The organism is Actinacidiphila glaucinigra (genome assembly GCF_900188405.1).
Taxonomy (GTDB): Bacteria; Actinomycetota; Actinomycetes; order Streptomycetales; family Streptomycetaceae; genus Actinacidiphila; species Actinacidiphila glaucinigra.
The window spans coordinates 1-16477 of record NZ_FZOF01000047.1 but is presented as its reverse complement, the minus strand read 5'-3'; the positions used below and the strand labels follow the sequence as shown (position 1 = coordinate 16477).

The following is a 16477-nucleotide window of genomic DNA, read 5'->3' as shown; positions in this document are numbered from 1 at the left end:
TTACGATCGCCCGGTCAGCGGGCACTCTGGAGAGGGCCCCGTCCAGCACCTGAGGAAGACCATGCGCCGCCTGCGTTACCCGTCCTGGCTCCCTGTGGACCCGTACATCGCGGCGCTGCTCGGCACCGTGCTCCTCGCGGCCCTGCTGCCCGCCCGGGGCACCGGCGCCCATCTCGCGGGCGGGGCGTCCACCGGAGCGGTGGGGCTGCTCTTCTTCCTCTACGGCGTGCGCCTTTCCACCCGCGAGGCGATGGACGGACTGCGCCACTGGCGCCTGCACGGCACCGTCCTGGCCGCCACCTTCGTCGCCTTCCCGCTGCTCGGGCTGGCCTCGGGCGGACTGGTGCCGTTCCTGCTGACGCCCGAGCTGCACACCGGGCTGCTCTTCCTGTGCCTGGTGCCCTCGACGATCCAGTCCTCGATCGCCTTCACCTCCGTCGCCCGCGGCAACGTGGCCGCCGCCATCTGCGCCGGCTCCTTCTCCAGCCTCGCCGGGCTCGTGATCACCCCGCTGCTGGCCGCGCTGCTGCTCGGCGGCAGCGGTGCGGGCCTGTCGGCGCACGCGGTCCTCGGCATCGTGCTGCAGCTGCTGGTGCCCTTCATGGCGGGCCAGCTGCTGCGGCGGTGGATCGGCGGCTTCGTCACCGGCCACAAGAAGGTGCTCGGCCTGGTCGACCGGGGCTCGATCCTGCTGGTCGTCTACACCGCGTTCAGCGAGGGCGTGGTGCGCGGCATCTGGCACCAGGTCACGCCGCTGCGCCTGCTCGGACTGGTGCTGGTCGAGGCCCTGCTGCTGGCCGCGATGCTCGGCCTCACCACGTACGGCTCGCGCAGGCTCGGCTTCCCCCGCGAGGACCGGGTGGCCATCGTCTTCGCCGGGTCGAAGAAGAGCCTGGCGGCCGGACTGCCCATGGCCACCGTGCTGTTCGGGGCCCAGGCCGGGCTGATGGTGCTGCCGCTGATGCTCTTCCACCAGATGCAGCTGATGGTGTGCGCGGTCCTCGCCAAGCGGTGGGCCCGCCAGGCGGAGGCGGCCGCACCCGCCGCATCCCCGGCCGCACCCGCCGCCTCCCCGGCCGCCGCGCGGCCCCGGGAGGTCGTGGCCGGCCGCAGGTGAGCCCGGGGCCGGCCGTACGGCAGGGGCGGCCGGCCCGCTCAGCGCACGGCGTCGGCCACGAGGACCGCCAGCGCCATCGCCAGGAACGGCGTGTACGCGAACAGGGCACGCCCCCGGTCACCGGAACGCAGCTGCCGCACCAGCACCCAGGCGAAGATCCCCGCCTCCAGCGCCGCCCCGGCGATGCCGACGGGAGGGTGCCACACGCCGACGAGCACGGCGGCGGAGCCGAGCGTGTGCAGCGTGCCGAGGAGCGTGGGCACCCACAGGCGCCGTCCCTCCAGGACGCCCAGCCGGGTCAGCTCGTCGAGTCGCTCCAGGCCGGGCCGCGCGCGGGTCAGCTGGGCGACCGCGGAGGGGACGGCTTCCAGCAGGAGGAGGACGGTCAGCGCGATGGCGAGTGCGAACACCCGCACAGTGTGCCGTACGTTCGAAGGCGCTCAGTCCTCGCGGCAGATGACGAACCCCGGGTAGGGGTGGCGTCCCGGCCGGTCGCCGATCTCCTCGATCGCCCGCCGGATCTCGTGGAGCTGCTCCACGGTCATCTCCAGCGGCGGCTCGTCGGGCTGGTGGGTGGTGCGGACCGGGTAGTCCACGCCCGGCTCGCGGGTCATCTCGACGTGGCAGCCCAGCACATGCGTGACCGGCCGCTCCGCGGCGAAGGCGACCAGCCGGTCGATGCTGCGCCGGAAGGCGGCCCAGTCCGCCACGTACAGCCGTCCCGGGTAGACGGTGTCGCCGGTCAGCAGGAAGCCCGTCGCCGGGTCGTAGTAGGTGACGGCCGAGGCGTGGTGGCCGGGTGTGGCCAGGCATTCCAGTACCCGCCCGCCGAGGTCAAGGCGCGCCATGCGGTCCGGGTCCTCGGTGAAGCCGAGGAAGCCCCAGGCGCTGTCGCGGTCCGCCGGCACCACGACGGTGTCCGGGCGGCCGGTGAACTGCGCGTCGCCGGCGACGTGGTCGCCGTGCGCGTGGGTGTGCAGCACCAGCAGCTGGTAGCCCGGCCGCTGCAGTGCGGGCGGCCGCAGTTCGAAGAGCTCGTCCACGACCTCCCGCAGCGGGAAGAACTCCTCCTGCGGCGTGGCCCCGGTGTCCAGGAGCACCGCGCGGTCGTCCCCGAAGAGCAGGAAGAGGAACGGTGCCTCGTAGTGGACCGCCTTGTTCTGCCGCAGGATGAAGGTGCGTTCGTCGTACTCGAACACCTGGATGTCGGGATCGGTGTTGTGCTTCGCCGACGGCGACCCGTGGATCCAGCGCACGTCGAGCGGCTCCGGCGCCGGAGGGGCGGATGCGTTCATGGCGTGTTCTCCCGCGGGCAGTCGTGGCGCCGGCCGGTCCGGCCCGAGGTCCGTTCCGCCGGGCGGCGCGGGCACCGTTTTGTGCGTCCCACCGGTCGGGAGGGACACTGTCCACGTGACCTCGGAGGCAGCGGTGGCGACGTCCATCCACCATATCGGCGTCCCCGGCCGGGGCCGCGACGCCGGCCGGGGCACCTCGCGGCACGCGCCCCGGCGGCAGCCGGGAGACCGCGCGTGCGACCGCGCTCGCGCCAGTGATCCCGACGGCAACGACATCGCGGCCGTCCCCATGGAGGTGGCTCCCTGATGGCTCCGCGCCTCGTGCTCGTCCGGCACGGCCAGACCGAGTGGTCCAAGAGCGGCCAGCACACCGGCAGGACCGACATCCCGCTCACCGAGGAGGGCCGGGAGGCCGCCCGCCTGCTGGGCAAGCGCCTCGCCCGGGCCCCCTGGCACGACTTCCCGGGCGCCCGGGTCCGCACCAGCCCCCTCGTGCGCGCCCGCGACACCTGCGAACTCGCCGGGTTCGGCGACCGGGCGCAGACCTGGGACGCGCTGCGGGAGTGGGACTACGGCGAGTACGAGGGCCGCACCTCCTCGGAGATCCGGGAGGAGCGCCCGGGCTGGGTGATCTGGCGTGACGGGGTCGTCGGGGGCGAGACCTCGTGGCAGGTCGCCAACCGCGCGGACGAGGTCGTGGCCTGGGTCAAGGAGGAGGACAGCGACGCGGTCGTCTTCGCCCACGGCCACTTCCTGCGCACCCTGGCCGCCCGCTGGCTGCGGCTGGACCCGATGCGCGGCATGGTCCTGAGCCTTGCCCCGGCCTCGCTGTCGGTCCTCGGCTGGGAGTACGGCGACCCCGCGATCACCCTCTGGAACGACACCGCGCACCTGCAGTGACGCGCTGAGCCGCGAGGTGCCGGCGTGATCAGCGGGATCAGCGGGCCCAGGGCGGGCTGATCCGCGACCCGTCGGCGAGCACCGCCTCCAGGCCGACGCCCGTGGTCACCCAGACGGAGGCGGGGCCGTCGCCGGGGTTCTCCAGGGCCAGGCGCGAGCCGGCGGGCGCCGTGGCGACGTCGCCGGGGGACAGGTCGTACGCCTCGCCGTCGATGGTCAGGCGCGGGCCGCCGGACAGGACGAGGAAGACCTCCTCGCGGCTGATGGTGTGCGCGGGACCGGCGGTTCCGGCCGGCACCTCGCCGCGCCACGCGCACAGTTCGGTGCTGCCGGTGGCGGTGCAGGCGTACGAGACGAAGCGGACGCCGTGCAGGTCGTGGACGACGGCGTCAGAGGAACGGACGACGGGCATGCGGGCTCCTGTTCCCTGATAGGCAAGCAACTTGAGCAAGTTGCTTGCCTATATGCTCAAGCTGCTTGCGCACTGTGTCAAGGTGGCCGCATGAAGGACGAAGAGGCCCTGGCCATGGCCCTGGGCGTCAACCTGCTCGCCGCCGCCGGCGCCCTCACCGCCGCCATCCACGACGGCGTCCTCGTACGCGGCTTCGACGACCTCCGGCCCGCCCACGGCTTCGCCTTCGCCCGGATGGCGGCGGGCGGCGCGACCGTCACCGAACTCGCCGCACACCTCGGGGTGACCCGTCAGGCGGCCGGGCAGCTCGTCGACGAACTCGAGGCCAAGGGCTACGCCGAACGCCGCCCCCACCCGGACGACGCCCGCGCACGGCTCGTCGTCCTCACCGAGCGCGGCCGCGCCTGCACCCGCGCCGCGGAGCAGGCCGCGGCCGACGCCGTACGCCCCTGGGCCGGGTTGCTCGGCGAGGACCGGCTGCGCGCCCTCACCGCGGACCTCGGGCGGCTCGCCCCGGGCGGCCCGGTCCGGCCGACGTGGTAGCCGGCACCCCGGCGATGGACGTCACCGGCGACTTCGAGACCCACTTCACGCTGCCCGCACCGCGGCCCGGGGACGAGGAGCGGATACGCCACTGGGCGGAGCGCAACGGCCTCAAGTACACCCGCATCGTGCTCGACCGGGGCGCCACCCCCGACCAGCCCATGCTGACGCTGCGCGGCCGCGGCGCCCTCCCCGAGCAGCGCGCCGCCGCCGAGCGGTGGACCGGACGGCTGCGCGCCGAGGGCGTCGGCGTCGCACGCGTGAAGATCGAGGCCGCGCCCTGGAACACCGGCGTCCCCCGCACCGGCCAGGAGGCCCGCGCCCTGCCGCCCGGCACGTACTTCGAGCACCACGTGAAGCTCGTCCTCACCGATCGGGCCGCCCGTCTGGACGAGGTCCGGGCGATCGCCGGACGGCACGCCGCGCACGTCTCCCGCAACGCCCGCCGCGACCTCGGCGAGGGCGGCCACGAGCGCTTCGTCACCCAGCGCTGCCGCGACGTCGGCCGCCCCGAGGCGCGCCGGCGACTCGACGACCTGCTCGGGGAACTCGCCGGGGCGGGGTTCCCGGCGGTGGAGGTCGAGGAGGAGTTCGTCGTGCACGACGACGCGCCCACCCTCGACGACGGCTGGATCGACGAGGCGCGGTGAACGCCCTTTCTCGTCGAGCCCGGCGCCGGCCCCTGCGCGGCTGTCGGGCGTCCGCCACCGGCTCGCCGGAGAGCCCTTCGCCCTCTCACGCGACCTCGCCAGTCCTGAAGCCCTGAATCCACCGCCCTACGGGGGTGTTCGCCGCCGTCGCCGGCCCCGCCGGAGACCGGGGAAATCGGCGGGCCGGCACCGGGCACGACGGGATAGCCTCGGCGCTCATGACCGCTCACCCCGCCCCCGTACCGGCCGAGTTCGTCCGCTTCGCGGTCGCGCTGGAACCCGGCGAACTGGCCGTCGGCTGTGTCACCGGCCGCGTGACGGACGAGGACGCGCGATGGCTGGCGTTCCTGCGCGGGTGCGACCTGGGGGAACTCGGCGGAAGGTTCGCAGCCCTGGCGGAGGCGGACCCGGAGGTGTGGCGGCAGGCCGCCGCCGAGGCGGGTCCGGAGGCCGGCCGGGTCTGGGCGTATCTGGAGGGGCTACGGCGCGGAGAGCCGGACGCCGCCGGGCGGCAGGAGTTCCTCGTCGGGCGGGCGGCGGACGGGCGGGGCATGAACTGGGCGGACTCCTCGGCCCTGATGGGGACGGACCGGCCCGAGGAGGTCGACGCGGCCTTCGAGCGCGGGGAGCCCCTGGTGGGGGTGGCGGTCATCGGGCTGGCGCTCACGCATCCGGACGCCGACGCGATCCTGCCGCGGGTGGCCCGCGCGCTGGAGGCGCCGCACGAGGAACTGCGCCATCAGGGCGTGGTGGCCCTGGCCCACGTCGCCCGGCTGCAGCCACCGTCGACGACCGCTGCCTGGAACTGCTGCGAGGCCTGCCGCCAGGGACCGAGGCCCATGACGACATCCTGACGTTCGTGCCGCTGCGCCGGCTGCCGTGGTGGCTGCGCGGACCGGGATACGCCGGGCGCCTGCGGGCCTTCGTCCGGCATCCCCGTACCGTGCTGCACCGCCGCGCGAAGCGGTAGGCGCAGCGCCGAACGGGGCGCCGGAGGCCGCCCAGGGGGCCGTCCCGTTTCGCCCGGTGGCGGCACGTGAGGGCGGTTAGCATGCCAGGAGAACGTGATCGCGGTTAAGGAGGCGGGTCCACCATGGCGGACGACGTCACGATCCCCGGCATCGACCCGGCGGCCCGGCCGAGCGGCGAGGGGTGCGCCGACTGCGGTGCCGGCCAGGGGCCGGGCTGGTGGCTGCACCTGCGCCGCTGCGCGCAGTGCGGGCACATCGGCTGCTGCGACTCCTCGCCCTCCCAGCACGCCACGCGGCACGCGCAGGAGGAGGGCCACCCGTTCATCACCAGCTACGAGCCCGGTGAGAACTGGTACTGGAACGTCGAGACCGAGGAGTACTACGACGGTCCCGCACTGACCCCGCCGAACTCCCGCCCCGAGGGCCAGCCCTCCCCGGGCCCCGCGGGCAAGGTCCCCGAGGACTGGCAGGCGCAGCTGCACTGACGCCGCGGCCCGGGGAAACTCCCGCTACGCGGCGCCCTGCGGCAGCCGCACCCGGGCCAGTTGACGGGACTGCGCCACGAGACGGCCGGCCGAGTCCCAGACCTCGGCGTCCTCCTCCATGTAGCCGTCCGCGAAGTTGCGGGTGGAGTGCTTCAGCCGCAGCCACCCCGGCTCGGGCCTGGCCCGCACGTGCGCGGTGAGCTCCAGTGTCGGCGCCCAGCCCGGTATCCCCAGGTCGATGCTGACCGGCGGCAGGCTGTCCACGGCGAGCAGCAGCATCAGCGGGTCGGGCTCGCGGCCGTCGGGCATCCGCAGCCAGCCCTGCACGATGCCGCGGCCCGAGGGGGCGCCGACCGCCCAGCCGACGGTGTCCGGGTCCAGCCGCAGCTCGATGCGCTCCAGCATGGGGGAGCTCTTCAGGAACTCCGGGGGTGCCGCCTCGGTCCCGACGCACTGCTCCGGCGGCGGCATCTGCGGGGGAGTGGCAGAGGTGCGTACGTCGCCCGCGTGGTCGTGGCCGTCCAGGTCGCCGTAGGTCGCTATCGCCCGCAGCCGCTCCTCGCCGTCCTGCACGAGGGACACCATCCCGGTGGAGACGGTGCGGCCGCGGCGCAGCGTCTCCGTGCGGGCGGTCACCGGGCCCGGCAGGGACGTCGACAGGTAGTAGGCACTGATCGAGAACGGATCGCGGTGCCCCTGCCCGTCGCCGCCCAGTTCCTCGGCGAGGGCCCGGCCGGCGAGGGCGAGCAGCAGCCCGCCGTTGACGCCCATGCCGATCCGCCAGCCCTCGTGGAGGTCGGCGTCGTAGACCGAGGGCTCGCCCGGACGTGCCGTGACGGCGGTCTCGCGGTCGAATCCGTACTTCTCGTGCATCGTCAGTGTTCCTTGAGGTCGAACGAGGTGAAGAGCGCGTCGAGCGCTTCGTCGATGGACGCGGCGCCGGTGCCCAGGGCCAGTGAGCCCCACAGCCACAGCTGCGCCACACCGTGCAGGCCGGACCACACGGCGCCGGTGAGTGCCCGGGTGTCCGCCCCGGGCCGCCAGCCCTCCGCCTGCGCGGCGCGCACGAGCACGAGGAGGTGGTCGTCGAAGGCCGACATGCCGGCCCGGCCGAGTTCCCGGTCCCGGGGGTCCAGCAGGTCGTGCCGGAACATCAGGGTGAACATCGCCGGCCGTCCCAGCGCGTACGCCACGTAGCCGCGGGACCCGGCCCGCAGCCGTGCGGCCGCCGAGGCCCCCTCGGGACACTCCCGTACGGCCGCCCCGGCGCGGGCGTTGAGCTCCCGGAACCCCACGGTGGCCACGGCGGACAGCAGCGCCGCCCGGTGCGGGAAGTGCTTCAGCGGCGCTCCGTGCGACACCTCGGCGCGGCGTGCGATGGCCCGCAGGGTCAGCCCCTCGACGCCCTCGTCGTCCAGGACGGCGAGGGCGGCGTCGAGCAGGCGCGCGCGGGGGGCGGTGGTCATGGTGGACAGTGTCCACTCCGAGGTGGACAGTGTCTACCTCGGGTCTTCCCGTCCTCGGTCACGGCGGGACCGGCCGGCGCAGGGGGCGCTACCTCGCCGGCCGGTCCTGCACGCGTGTACGCGTGCTGCGACGGGTCAGACCCGCCCGGCCGCAGGCGCGGGCAGGGCGATCCGTTCTTCGCCCGCGTACACGTTCATGGAGGTGCCCCGCAGGAAACCGACGAGGGTGAGTCCGGACTCGTCGGCGAGGTCGACGGCGAGGGAGGACGGGGCCGACACGGCGGCGAGGACCGGGATGCCGGCCATCACGGCCTTCTGGGCGAGTTCGAAGGAGGCCCGCCCGGAGACCATGAGGATCTTCCCGGCGAGCGGCAGCAGGTCCTGCTGCAGGGCGCGGCCCACGAGCTTGTCCACGGCGTTGTGGCGGCCGACGTCCTCGCGGACGTCGAGCAGTTCGCCCTCGCCCGTGAAGAGCGCGGCCGCGTGCAGGCCGCCGGTCCGGTCGAAGACCCGCTGCGCGGCGCGCAGCCGGTCGGGGAGCGCGGACAGCAGCCCGGGTTCGAGCCGCAGCGGCGAGGGGTCGGCGATGGGCCAACGCGCCGTGGTGCGCACGGCGTCGAGGCTGGCCTTGCCGCACAGGCCGCAGGAGGACGTCGTGTAGACGTTGCGCTCCAGTGTGATGTCGGGGACGGGGACCCCGGGGGCGAGGCGCACGTCGACGACGTTGTAGGTGTTCGACCCGTCGACGGTCGCGCCCGCGCAGTACACGATGTTCGCCAGCTCGTCCGCGCCGCCGAGCACGCCCTCGCTGACCAGGAAGCCCGCGGCGAGCGCGAAGTCGTCGCCGGGGGTGCGCATGGTGATCGCGAGTGGCTTGCCGTTGAGCCGGATCTCCAGCGGTTCCTCGGCGACCAGGGTGTCCGCCCGGTGGTCGACCGCTCCGTCCCTGATCCTCAGTACCCGACGCCGTTCGGTGACCCGTCCCATGTCGATCAGTCCCGGTTCTGTACGTGCTGGAAGCCGCATAGGCCCTTGATACAGAGGTTGCCACGGGTGACCGCGCCGTAGTCCGGTGAGGCCACCTCGACGAGTCCGCCGGTCCGGGCTGTCAGCTCCCGGACGAATACTGTGTACAGTATTCGTCTCCTTGGGGTCAAGGGGTCGTAAAAGCGGTCCCCGCCGCGGTCCGGTCGCCGGCGGGCCGACGGGAGCTCTTCGGGGGTTCCACGGGAGTACGGAACCGGTGGCGGTGACCGCCCCCCGGCAGCCGCGGAATAGCATCGGGCCCACGGCGGAAGGCGGACGGCGAACGCCGGACGCCATACGGGTGGGGAGGTGTGCGGTGGCCGGGAAACCGTTCGCGGTGGGCCGGGGGGCGTGGTGGCGCATCGGACTCCCGCTTGCCGCCGCGGCCCTGCTGGTCGTCCACCTGGCCTGGGACGGCGGTCCGCGACGGGCGGCTGCGGTGTCCCGCCCGGGGGAGTGCGGCAAGGGCGCGGCGCGCCAGGTCGGCGGGCCGGGCGGGTCGCCGGGCATGGTCGTCGGGAGCTACGGCACGGACAACCTCCCGCGGATGAAGGGAAAGCCGACCTTCAAGGTGCGCCTCACCATCTCCCCCGGACCGGACCGGCACGCGCTGACGCTGCGGACCCCGCTGACGGGCGCGGTCACCGTGCAGGTGCACGCCGGACGCGGCGGCGGCCTCCTCGCCGGCGCCCGCGGTCTTACCGCGCGGATCGACGCGCTGATGTACGAAGCCGGCCAGGCCCCTTCCGCGACCGGCACCGTCCGCGTGACGGAGGACGACTTCCTCCACCTCGTCGTCGAACTCCCGGACGCCGCCGTCTGCCCGGGGGTCACCATGGGAGACCTCGTCTCCCAGGACCCCGGCGGGAACGACGCCGCCGACCTGACCGTGGTCACCGTCGTCCTCGTCGACCGGGCTTCCGGTGTGCGCATGGAGGCGCAGACCGGAGGGGTTTGACGCACTGCGTCCGGGCTGGGTACAAACGTGCGACTCCACCGTCCCGTACGCCGCATGGGGGGCCTCGCGCTCGTGAGCACCACGGACACCGACCAGGGCACCGAGCCGCCGGTCACCACCTGCTACCGCCATCCCAAGCGCGAGACGTATGTGCGCTGCACTCGCTGCGACCGCTTCATATGCCCGGACTGCATGCGCGAGGCGGCGGTCGGCCACCACTGCCCGGAGTGCGTGAAGGAGGGCGGCAGGAGCGTCCGCGAGGCGCGAACCGTCTTCGGCGGCCGGGTGGCGACCTCGGGCGTGCCCGTGGTGACGCAGATCCTGATCGCCCTCAACATCGCCGCCTATCTCGGCGAACTGGTCCGCTCGGACCTCGTCGCGCGGTTCGGCGGCCTGGGGCAGGGGCTGTTGGGCCCCGACGGCGCGGCGTACGTGTACGACGGCGCGGTGTACCCCGGCTTCGAGGCCGTGGGCATCGCCCACGGCGAGTGGTACCGGCTCATCACCTCGGCCTTCCTCCACCAGCCGCCGGGCCAGGGCACCTTCGGGATCCTGCACATCCTGTTCAACATGTACTCGCTGTGGACCCTCGGCCCGGCCGTCGAGGCCCAGTTGGGGCGGATCCGCTTCGTCTCGCTCTACCTGCTCTCCGCCCTCGGCGGCTCCGTGCTGGTGTACCTGATCGCCCCGCACCAGGGTGCTGTCGGCGCCTCGGGCGCGATCTTCGGCCTGGGCGCCGCCTACTTCTTCCTCAGCAGGCGTCTGCGCAACGACCCGATCGGCGGGCGGCAGCTCCTGATCGGCCTGCTGGTCTGGATGGCCGTCTCCGCCGCCGTCACCTCCTGGCAGGGCCACCTCGGCGGCCTGCTCACCGGCGGCGCGCTCGGGCTCGTCCTGGCCCACGCGCCCCGCAGGCACCGCGGCGTGTGGCAGGCGGCGGGGATGGCCGTGATGCTGCTGGTGCTGGTGACCCTGGTCGTCCTGAAGACCTCACAGCTCACCGGCGCCGCATAGCGGGGGGCGCGGCGCCGGAAGTGTGAAGCGGGTCACGATCGGGCCCGGTGTCCACGCCTGCGCTTGGCGCGCGTAGACTGTAGACGAAAGCCAATCATCCCCGGGAAAGGTTGGGGCACAGATGCTGTCCAGCGGGCTGTCGCAGGGATCCGTGCCCAAGCTCCAGCGTCCGGGGCCCCTGCGCGAGCAGGTGTACGAAGCGCTGCTCGAGCTGATCATCACCCGCTCGCTCACCCCCGGGCAGCACCTGGTGGAGACCGAACTCGCGGGCCACCTCGGGGTGTCCCGCCAGCCCGTACGCGAGGCCCTGCAGCGGCTCAACACCGAGGGATGGGTGGACCTGCGCCCCGCCCAGGGGGCCTTCGTCCACGAGCCCACCGACGAGGAGGCCGACCAACTCCTGGTCGTCCGCGCCCTGCTGGAGACGGAGGCGGCCCGCCTCGCCGCGGCCAACGCCACCTCCAAGGGCCTGGAGCGGCTCGAGGAGCTGTGCGAGACGGGCGAGGCGGCCGTGGCCGCCGACGACGTCGACGCGGTCGTCGCGGCCAACGCCGCCCTCCACGCCTGCGTCATGGAACTCGCCGGGAACGCGGTGCTCGCCGAACTCGCCCGGCAGGTCGAGCGGCGCGTGCGCTGGTACTACACCCCGGTCGCCCGGCAGCGCGGCATGCAGTCCTGGGTCGAGCACCGCGAGCTGATCGCCGCCATCGCCGAACGCGACGGCGAGCGGGCCCAGCAGGTCATGCGCGTGCACACCGAGCACACCAGGACCTCGTACCACCAGCGGGCCCACGAGGACTGACCGCGCCCCCGGCCCGCCCCGCCGGGCGCCGGCGGCTCAGAACAGCGGCTTGCCGTCGAACCGGCCGAGATCCTCCCGGTACAGCTCCACGTTGACCCCGTTGGGATCGCGGATGTAGAGGCTGTCCTCCACGCCCCGGTCCGGCCCGAGGTACTCCGTCCCGGTCTCGTCCAGCCGGCGCTTCGCCTCCGTGAACTGCTCGGCGGTCACCGACAGTGCCAGGTGCTGCAGCCCGCCGATCGTCTCGTGCTGATCGGGGTGGTCGTGGCCGGGGAAGTCGAAGAACCCCAGCAGATTGCCGTGGCCGATGTCGAAGAAGAAGTGGCTGGAGCCCGCGTAGTCCCGGTTCTCCACCAGCTCCACCAGCGGGAAGCCCAGGAACTCCTGGTAGAAGCGGATGGTCTCCTCGACGTCCCGGCAGATGAACGCGACGTGGTGCACCCCCGCCGCCCGCGTCGCCGGTCGCGCCGCGGGCTCGTGCAGATACCTCCCGCGAAGCTCCTCCCGTCGTGCCCGTACGGCCGCCAACTGCTCGCCCTGCGGCTCACCCATGATCGATCCCGCCTCCTCGTACCCGCGCTTAATGCGGTGCGCGGGAAGTTATACCCGATTAGCCTCCGGGCATGGTGTCCTTCGACCGACTCGTGGCGTTCGCCCTGGTATCGCTGGTGCTCGTGGTGATCCCCGGCCCCAGCGTCCTCTTCGTCATCGGCCGCGCGCTCGCCCACGGGCGTCGCGTCGCGCTGACCTCCGTCGCCGGCAACACGCTCGGCTCGTACGTCCTGGTGGTCGCGGTCGCCCTCGGCGTCGGCCCGGTCGTGGAGCGCTCGGCGCTGCTGTTTGCGGCCCTCAAACTGGCCGGTGCGGCCTACCTGGTGTATCTCGGCGTGAAGGCGCTGCGGCACCGCGGGAACCTCGCCATGACGCCGGGGGACGCGGGGGCGGCGCGCGGCGCGCTGCGCACGCTCGGCGAGGGCTTCGTGGTCGGGGTCTCGAACCCCAAGACGATGGTGTTCTACGCGGCGGTGCTGCCGCAGTTCGTCGACCGCGCCGCCGGGCACGTCACCCTGCAGATGCTGCTGCTCGGCCTGGTCTTCAACGCGATCGCCCTCGTCTCGGACAGCACCATGGGCCTCGCGGCGGCCGCGGCCCGTTCGTGGTTCGCCCGTTCCCCGCGCCGCCTCTCGCTGGTCGGCGGTGCGGGCGGCCTTGCGATGATCGGCCTCGGCGTGACCGTCGCCGCGACGGGACGTACCGACTGATCCGCGTCCCGCTGGTTAGGCTGGGCGGATGGACGACGGACACGCGGACGACACGGCCGCCCTGCAGCGGCTGCGCCACCTGCGCGGCAGCATCGACAACCTGGACGCGGCCCTGGTGCACCTCCTCGCGGAACGCTTCAAGGCCACACAGCAGGTGGGCGAGCTGAAGGCGGCGCACAACATGCCGCCCGCCGATCCGGGGCGCGAGGCCGAGCAGATCGAACGGCTGCGGCGGATGGCCGAGGATGCGCACCTCGACCCGGCCTTCGCGGAGAAGTTCCTGAAGTTCATCGTCGAAGAGGTCATCCGGCACCACAAGGCGATCGCCGCCGACCGCTCGGGCTGAGCGCCGCGTGGGCCCCGGCCGTGGAGTTCCACGACCGGGGCCCACGTCACACCGGCACGCTCTCAGGCCCCGTCGTCAAAGTCCCGCCTGCCCCGCGGTGCCTGGCACGGCGCCTCGCTGCGTTGTCGAATCGTCCGAGTAGCCCACTACGAGGACGACTCTCCGCCTTGCGATGCACCGCACCAGACACCGCGGGCCCCGCCCTCCGGGCGGCCGACGCTACTTTGACGACGGGGCCTGGGACACGGGGGTGGTCCGGGGACGCCGCGGTGGACGGGAGGGACACCCGGTCGTCGGGCACGAGGTGCCGTGCCGGAGCGCCGGGTGCTCTCCGGTGGTCACGTCAGATCGCCTCCCTGCTGGTGGGCTGGGGATTGGGCGTGATGTCCTTCTTCCTCGGCCGTCCCGGCGGGGTGAGGAAGAGAGCCACGAAGCCGGCGAACAGCGAGATCGAACCCGCCAGGGTGAACGCCCCGCTGTGGCCCCAGTGGCTGACCACGTAGGCGCCCATGCCGGAGCCGAGCAGACCCGAGACCAGCTTGGAGCTGTAGACCAGGCCGTAGTTGGACGCGTTGTTGTTCTCACCGAAGTAGTCGGCCGTCATCGCCGCGAACATCGGGAAGATCGCGCCGCCGCCGAAGCCGGAGATGGACGAGAAGATCAGGAACAGCGGCAGGTTCTTCATGTCCGCCGACCACAGGATGCCGTACTGCGACAGGCCGAGGACGAGGCAGACGAAGATCAGGCACTGCTTGCGCCCGTAGCGGTCGGACAGCCAGCCGATGACTCCGCGGCCCGTGCCGTTGACGATCGCCTTCAGGGACATGGCCGTGGCCACGATCCCGCCGGCGAATCCGGCCTCATCGCCGATGTCGACCTGGAAGGCGATGCCGAAGATGTTCACGCCCGAGGTGCACAGCAGGCAGAACCACATCAGCGCGACCCGGCCGGTACGCCACGCCTCGGCGGGGGTGTACTGGCGGACGGCGGGCGGGTTCTTCTCCAGCGCACGCCGGGTCCGCGGGTCGTCCGGCACCTTCAGCGGGTCGATCTCCGAGGGCCACCAGTTCTTCGGCGGGTCCTTGAAGAAGTAGCCGGCCACCGCGACGGTCGCCGCCAGGAAGATGCCGACCGAGACCAGCACCCAGCGGAAGTTGGTCAGGTTCATGTAGCCGGTGAAGAGGAAGACGAACGGCACCGAGCCGTAGGCGAAACCGCCGTTGACGAAGCCGGTCTTGCCTCCCTTCCGCTCCGGGTACCACTTGCCGACCATGTTCACGCAGGTCGCGTACACCATGCCGGCGCCCATGCCGCTGAACATGCCGAAGCCGATGTACGCGACGACGACGTGCGGTGCGTACGCCAGCGACAGATAGCCCAGGAAGGTGCCCAGGGCGCCGCACATCATCGCGTAGCGCGCCGGCAGCTTCCCGGACTCACGCAGCTTGCCCGCCGGGAAGGCCACCGCGGCCTGGAAGAACACCCAGACCCCGAGCATCCAGAAGATGTGCAGGCTGCTCCACGCGTGTGCGGTGTGGAGCGTCTCCTCGGCGGACGCGAACGCGTACTCCGCCGAGCTGATGCCCATCATGCCTACCCACGGCAGGATGACCATCCACTTGCGCTTACGGCCCATGATGTCGATGTCGGTCTCGCCGACGCGGTACATCCGGCCGTTGTGGTCGGTCACCTCTCGATAGGTGACGGGTCGTTGGGACGTCGATGTCGTTGACGCCATTGTCATGATTCCCCTGCCTCGAAAGAGTCTGGCCAGCGCCCCCTGGCTGGGGCCGGCACGGGTCGGTCTCCGTGGAGACCGACCCGTGCCGGCCCCCGTGCTCTTTTCGTGCTCCGCGGCGGCTCCGGTCCGCGTGGTTCACGCGGCCCGGTCCCGTCACGGGTGGTGCCTCGGTCAGGGCAGTCCCGCTGCCCCGGCCCACCGGTGGACGGTGCCTGGCACCGCCACCGGTTGCTCTGTGGTGTGCGACGGTACGTTTTCGCGCCGCATGGTGTCCGCCATCCCTCAGATCACCCCGTCGGTCCGCAACCCGGTCAGCTCCTCGGCGGAGAGACCCAGTTCGGTGGTGTAGATGTCGTGGTTGTGTTCGCCGAGGAGGGGTGAGCGGTGGATGGTGGTGGGTGAGTCGGAGAGTTTGAGGGGGTTTCCGACGGTGGTGTAGGTGCCGCGTTCGGGGTGGTCGACGTCGACGACGATTTCGTTGGCCTTGAGGCTTTCGTCGTCGATGATCTCTTTGGTGGACAGGATCGGCCCGCATGGGATGTTGTGCCGGTTGAGTTCTTCGAGGACCCGCCATTTGGGCTGGGTGGTGGTCCATTCCTCGATGAGCTGGAACATCTTGGCGAGTTTGGGGAGCCTGGCTTCGGGGGTGGCCCATTCGGGGTCGTCGGCGAGTTCGGGGTGGCCGATGAGTTGGGCCAGGGGTTGCCAGCCGACGGGTTGGACGATGACGTAGACGTAGTCGTTGGGGCCGCCGGGGGCGCATTTGACCGCCCAGCCGGGTTGTCCGCCGCCGGAGGCGTTGCCGGAGCGGGGGACTTCGTCGGTGAAGTCCTCGTTGGGGTATTCGGCCAGTGGTCCGTGGGCCAGGCGTTGCTGGTCGCGGAGTTTGACGCGGCACAGGTTGAGGACGGCGTGCTGCATGGCGACCTGGACGCGTTGTCCGCGTCCGGTGTGGGTGCGCTGGTAGAGGGCGGCCAGGATCCCGGCGACGGCGTGGACTCCGGTGCCGGAGTCGCCGATCTGTGCGCCGGTGGCCATCGGCGGGCCGCCTTCGAAGCCGGTGGTGGCCATCGAGCCGCCCATGGCCTGCGCGACGACCTCGTAGGCCTTGAACGCGGTGTAGGGGCCGTCCCCGAAGCCCTTGATCGAGGCGTACACGATGCGGGGGTTGATCTCCTGGATGCGTTCCCAGGTGAAGCCCATCCGGTCGATCGCGCCGGGGCCGAAGTTCTCGACCATCACGTCGCTGCGGGCGATCAGGTCGGTCAGGATCTCCCGTCCGCGCGGGGTCTTGGTGTTCAGCGTGATGCTCCGCTTGTTCGCGTTGAGCATCGTGAAGTACAGGCTGTCCACCCCGGGCACGTCCCGCAGCTGACGCCGGGTGATGTCACCCCCGGGCGCCTCCAGCTTCACCACGTCCGCACCCAGCCACGCCAGCAACTGCGTCGCCGACGGACCCGACTGGACATGCGTCATGTCCAGAACACGA

At 72.5% G+C, this 16477-nt stretch carries 21 protein-coding genes; 12 read left to right on the top strand and 9 right to left on the bottom strand.

The features are described from left to right. Positions 1–61 precede the first annotated feature (61 nt). Complete coding sequence (locus CHF15_RS41750) at positions 62–1117, top strand: bile acid:sodium symporter family protein (RefSeq protein ID WP_089229176.1); 1056 nt, start codon at positions 62–64, stop codon at positions 1115–1117. Positions 1118–1155: 38 nt separating this feature from the next. Here CHF15_RS41750 and CHF15_RS41745 read toward each other — a convergent pair whose 3' ends face one another. Then, a complete protein-coding gene (locus tag CHF15_RS41745; RefSeq protein WP_089229175.1) occupies positions 1156–1527 on the bottom strand; it encodes a DoxX family protein in 372 nt (123 codons plus the stop codon). Positions 1528–1557: 30 nt separating this feature from the next. Further along, positions 1558–2412 (bottom strand): MBL fold metallo-hydrolase, encoded by an 855-nt coding sequence (locus CHF15_RS41740; RefSeq protein ID WP_089229174.1) that lies wholly within the window; start codon positions 2410–2412, stop codon positions 1558–1560. 115 nt (positions 2413–2527) lie between these two features. On the opposite strand from CHF15_RS41740, the gene CHF15_RS41735 reads away from it, so the two are divergent. Next, on the top strand, positions 2528–2719 hold the full coding sequence (locus CHF15_RS41735) for a hypothetical protein (protein ID WP_089229173.1): 192 nt from the start codon (positions 2528–2530) through the stop codon (positions 2717–2719). Continuing rightward, positions 2719–3312, top strand: coding sequence for a histidine phosphatase family protein (locus CHF15_RS41730; RefSeq protein WP_089229172.1), 594 nt, complete (start codon positions 2719–2721; stop codon positions 3310–3312). The genes CHF15_RS41735 and CHF15_RS41730 overlap by 1 nt, the downstream gene beginning before the upstream one ends. A gap of 37 nt (positions 3313–3349) precedes the next feature. Here CHF15_RS41730 and CHF15_RS41725 read toward each other — a convergent pair whose 3' ends face one another. Continuing rightward, positions 3350–3724 (bottom strand): cupin domain-containing protein, encoded by a 375-nt coding sequence (locus tag CHF15_RS41725; RefSeq protein ID WP_089229171.1) that lies wholly within the window; start codon positions 3722–3724, stop codon positions 3350–3352. 90 nt (positions 3725–3814) lie between these two features. Between CHF15_RS41725 and CHF15_RS41720 the strand changes: the two genes are divergently transcribed. From CHF15_RS41720 to CHF15_RS41705, 4 genes are all read left to right on the top strand, one after another. Next, positions 3815–4267 carry a MarR family winged helix-turn-helix transcriptional regulator gene (locus CHF15_RS41720; protein WP_089229170.1) on the top strand — a complete coding sequence of 151 codons (453 nt, stop codon included), beginning with the start codon at positions 3815–3817 and terminating at the stop codon, positions 4265–4267. Continuing rightward, positions 4261–4917 (top strand): hypothetical protein, encoded by a 657-nt coding sequence (locus CHF15_RS41715; RefSeq protein ID WP_245939344.1) that lies wholly within the window; start codon positions 4261–4263, stop codon positions 4915–4917. Before CHF15_RS41720 ends, CHF15_RS41715 begins: the two co-directional genes overlap by 7 nt. A gap of 218 nt (positions 4918–5135) precedes the next feature. Continuing rightward, on the top strand, positions 5136–5771 hold the full coding sequence (locus tag CHF15_RS41710) for a hypothetical protein (RefSeq protein ID WP_143681761.1): 636 nt from the start codon (positions 5136–5138) through the stop codon (positions 5769–5771). 239 nt (positions 5772–6010) lie between these two features. Continuing rightward, positions 6011–6373, top strand: a complete 363-nt coding sequence (locus CHF15_RS41705; protein WP_089229167.1) for a UBP-type zinc finger domain-containing protein — start codon at positions 6011–6013, stop codon at positions 6371–6373. A 24-nt stretch (positions 6374–6397) separates the two neighbouring features. Here the strand turns inward: CHF15_RS41705 and CHF15_RS41700 are convergent, their stop codons facing one another. The 3 genes from CHF15_RS41700 to fdhD all read right to left on the bottom strand — a co-directional run bounded on the left by CHF15_RS41700 (position 6398) and on the right by fdhD (position 8826). Beyond that, the gene (locus CHF15_RS41700; RefSeq protein ID WP_089229166.1) at positions 6398–7246 is read right to left on the bottom strand and encodes a thioesterase family protein; all 849 of its coding nucleotides are present in this window, start codon (positions 7244–7246) and stop codon (positions 6398–6400) included. A gap of 2 nt (positions 7247–7248) precedes the next feature. Continuing rightward, a complete protein-coding gene (locus CHF15_RS41695) occupies positions 7249–7839 on the bottom strand; it encodes a TetR/AcrR family transcriptional regulator (protein ID WP_089229165.1) in 591 nt (196 codons plus the stop codon). A 135-nt stretch (positions 7840–7974) separates the two neighbouring features. After that, a complete protein-coding gene (fdhD, locus tag CHF15_RS41690) occupies positions 7975–8826 on the bottom strand; it encodes a formate dehydrogenase accessory sulfurtransferase FdhD (RefSeq protein ID WP_089229164.1) in 852 nt (283 codons plus the stop codon). Positions 8827–9181: 355 nt separating this feature from the next. Between fdhD and CHF15_RS41685 the strand changes: the two genes are divergently transcribed. From CHF15_RS41685 to CHF15_RS41675, 3 genes are all read left to right on the top strand, one after another. Further along, a complete protein-coding gene (locus CHF15_RS41685; protein ID WP_089229163.1) occupies positions 9182–9823 on the top strand; it encodes a hypothetical protein in 642 nt (213 codons plus the stop codon). Positions 9824–9877: 54 nt separating this feature from the next. Beyond that, positions 9878–10837 (top strand): rhomboid family intramembrane serine protease, encoded by a 960-nt coding sequence (locus tag CHF15_RS41680; RefSeq protein WP_089229162.1) that lies wholly within the window; start codon positions 9878–9880, stop codon positions 10835–10837. A gap of 121 nt (positions 10838–10958) precedes the next feature. Further along, a complete protein-coding gene (locus tag CHF15_RS41675; protein WP_089229161.1) occupies positions 10959–11639 on the top strand; it encodes a GntR family transcriptional regulator in 681 nt (226 codons plus the stop codon). Between the two features lie 36 nt (positions 11640–11675). On the opposite strand, the gene CHF15_RS41670 is transcribed toward CHF15_RS41675, so the two are convergent. Next, positions 11676–12191 carry a VOC family protein gene (locus tag CHF15_RS41670; protein WP_089229160.1) on the bottom strand — a complete coding sequence of 172 codons (516 nt, stop codon included), beginning with the start codon at positions 12189–12191 and terminating at the stop codon, positions 11676–11678. 71 nt (positions 12192–12262) lie between these two features. Here CHF15_RS41670 and CHF15_RS41665 point away from each other — a divergent pair, with 71 nt between their 5' ends. Then, positions 12263–12901: a LysE family translocator gene (locus CHF15_RS41665; protein WP_089229159.1), complete on the top strand. Its 639-nt coding sequence runs from the start codon at positions 12263–12265 to the stop codon at positions 12899–12901. Between the two features lie 28 nt (positions 12902–12929). Further along, positions 12930–13247: a chorismate mutase gene (locus CHF15_RS41660; RefSeq protein ID WP_089229158.1), complete on the top strand. Its 318-nt coding sequence runs from the start codon at positions 12930–12932 to the stop codon at positions 13245–13247. A 343-nt stretch (positions 13248–13590) separates the two neighbouring features. Here the strand turns inward: CHF15_RS41660 and CHF15_RS41655 are convergent, their stop codons facing one another. Both CHF15_RS41655 and frc read right to left on the bottom strand, forming a co-directional pair. Beyond that, the gene (locus CHF15_RS41655) at positions 13591–14985 is read right to left on the bottom strand and encodes an OFA family MFS transporter (RefSeq protein WP_089229157.1); all 1395 of its coding nucleotides are present in this window, start codon (positions 14983–14985) and stop codon (positions 13591–13593) included. 285 nt (positions 14986–15270) lie between these two features. Next, on the bottom strand, positions 15271–16477 hold a 1207-nt coding region (gene frc, locus CHF15_RS41650), incomplete at its 5' end, for a formyl-CoA transferase (RefSeq protein WP_107418620.1).

Coding starts and splice junctions, on each gene's coding strand:
- CHF15_RS41750 (WP_089229176.1), top strand. CDS start 62: ATGCGCCGCCTGCGTTACCCGTCCTGGCTCCCTGTGGACCCGTACATC.
- CHF15_RS41740 (WP_089229174.1), bottom strand. CDS start 2,412: ATGAACGCATCCGCCCCTCCGGCGCCGGAGCCGCTCGACGTGCGCTGG.
- CHF15_RS41730 (WP_089229172.1), top strand. CDS start 2,719: ATGGCTCCGCGCCTCGTGCTCGTCCGGCACGGCCAGACCGAGTGGTCC.
- CHF15_RS41725 (WP_089229171.1), bottom strand. CDS start 3,724: ATGCCCGTCGTCCGTTCCTCTGACGCCGTCGTCCACGACCTGCACGGC.
- CHF15_RS41720 (WP_089229170.1), top strand. CDS start 3,815: ATGAAGGACGAAGAGGCCCTGGCCATGGCCCTGGGCGTCAACCTGCTC.
- CHF15_RS41710 (WP_143681761.1), top strand. CDS start 5,136: ATGACCGCTCACCCCGCCCCCGTACCGGCCGAGTTCGTCCGCTTCGCG.
- CHF15_RS41705 (WP_089229167.1), top strand. CDS start 6,011: ATGGCGGACGACGTCACGATCCCCGGCATCGACCCGGCGGCCCGGCCG.
- CHF15_RS41700 (WP_089229166.1), bottom strand. CDS start 7,246: ATGCACGAGAAGTACGGATTCGACCGCGAGACCGCCGTCACGGCACGT.
- CHF15_RS41695 (WP_089229165.1), bottom strand. CDS start 7,839: ATGACCACCGCCCCCCGCGCGCGCCTGCTCGACGCCGCCCTCGCCGTC.
- fdhD (WP_089229164.1), bottom strand. CDS start 8,826: ATGGGACGGGTCACCGAACGGCGTCGGGTACTGAGGATCAGGGACGGA.
- CHF15_RS41680 (WP_089229162.1), top strand. CDS start 9,878: ATGGGGGGCCTCGCGCTCGTGAGCACCACGGACACCGACCAGGGCACC.
- CHF15_RS41675 (WP_089229161.1), top strand. CDS start 10,959: ATGCTGTCCAGCGGGCTGTCGCAGGGATCCGTGCCCAAGCTCCAGCGT.
- CHF15_RS41670 (WP_089229160.1), bottom strand. CDS start 12,191: ATGGGTGAGCCGCAGGGCGAGCAGTTGGCGGCCGTACGGGCACGACGG.
- CHF15_RS41665 (WP_089229159.1), top strand. CDS start 12,263: ATGGTGTCCTTCGACCGACTCGTGGCGTTCGCCCTGGTATCGCTGGTG.
- CHF15_RS41660 (WP_089229158.1), top strand. CDS start 12,930: ATGGACGACGGACACGCGGACGACACGGCCGCCCTGCAGCGGCTGCGC.
- CHF15_RS41655 (WP_089229157.1), bottom strand. CDS start 14,985: ATGGCGTCAACGACATCGACGTCCCAACGACCCGTCACCTATCGAGAG.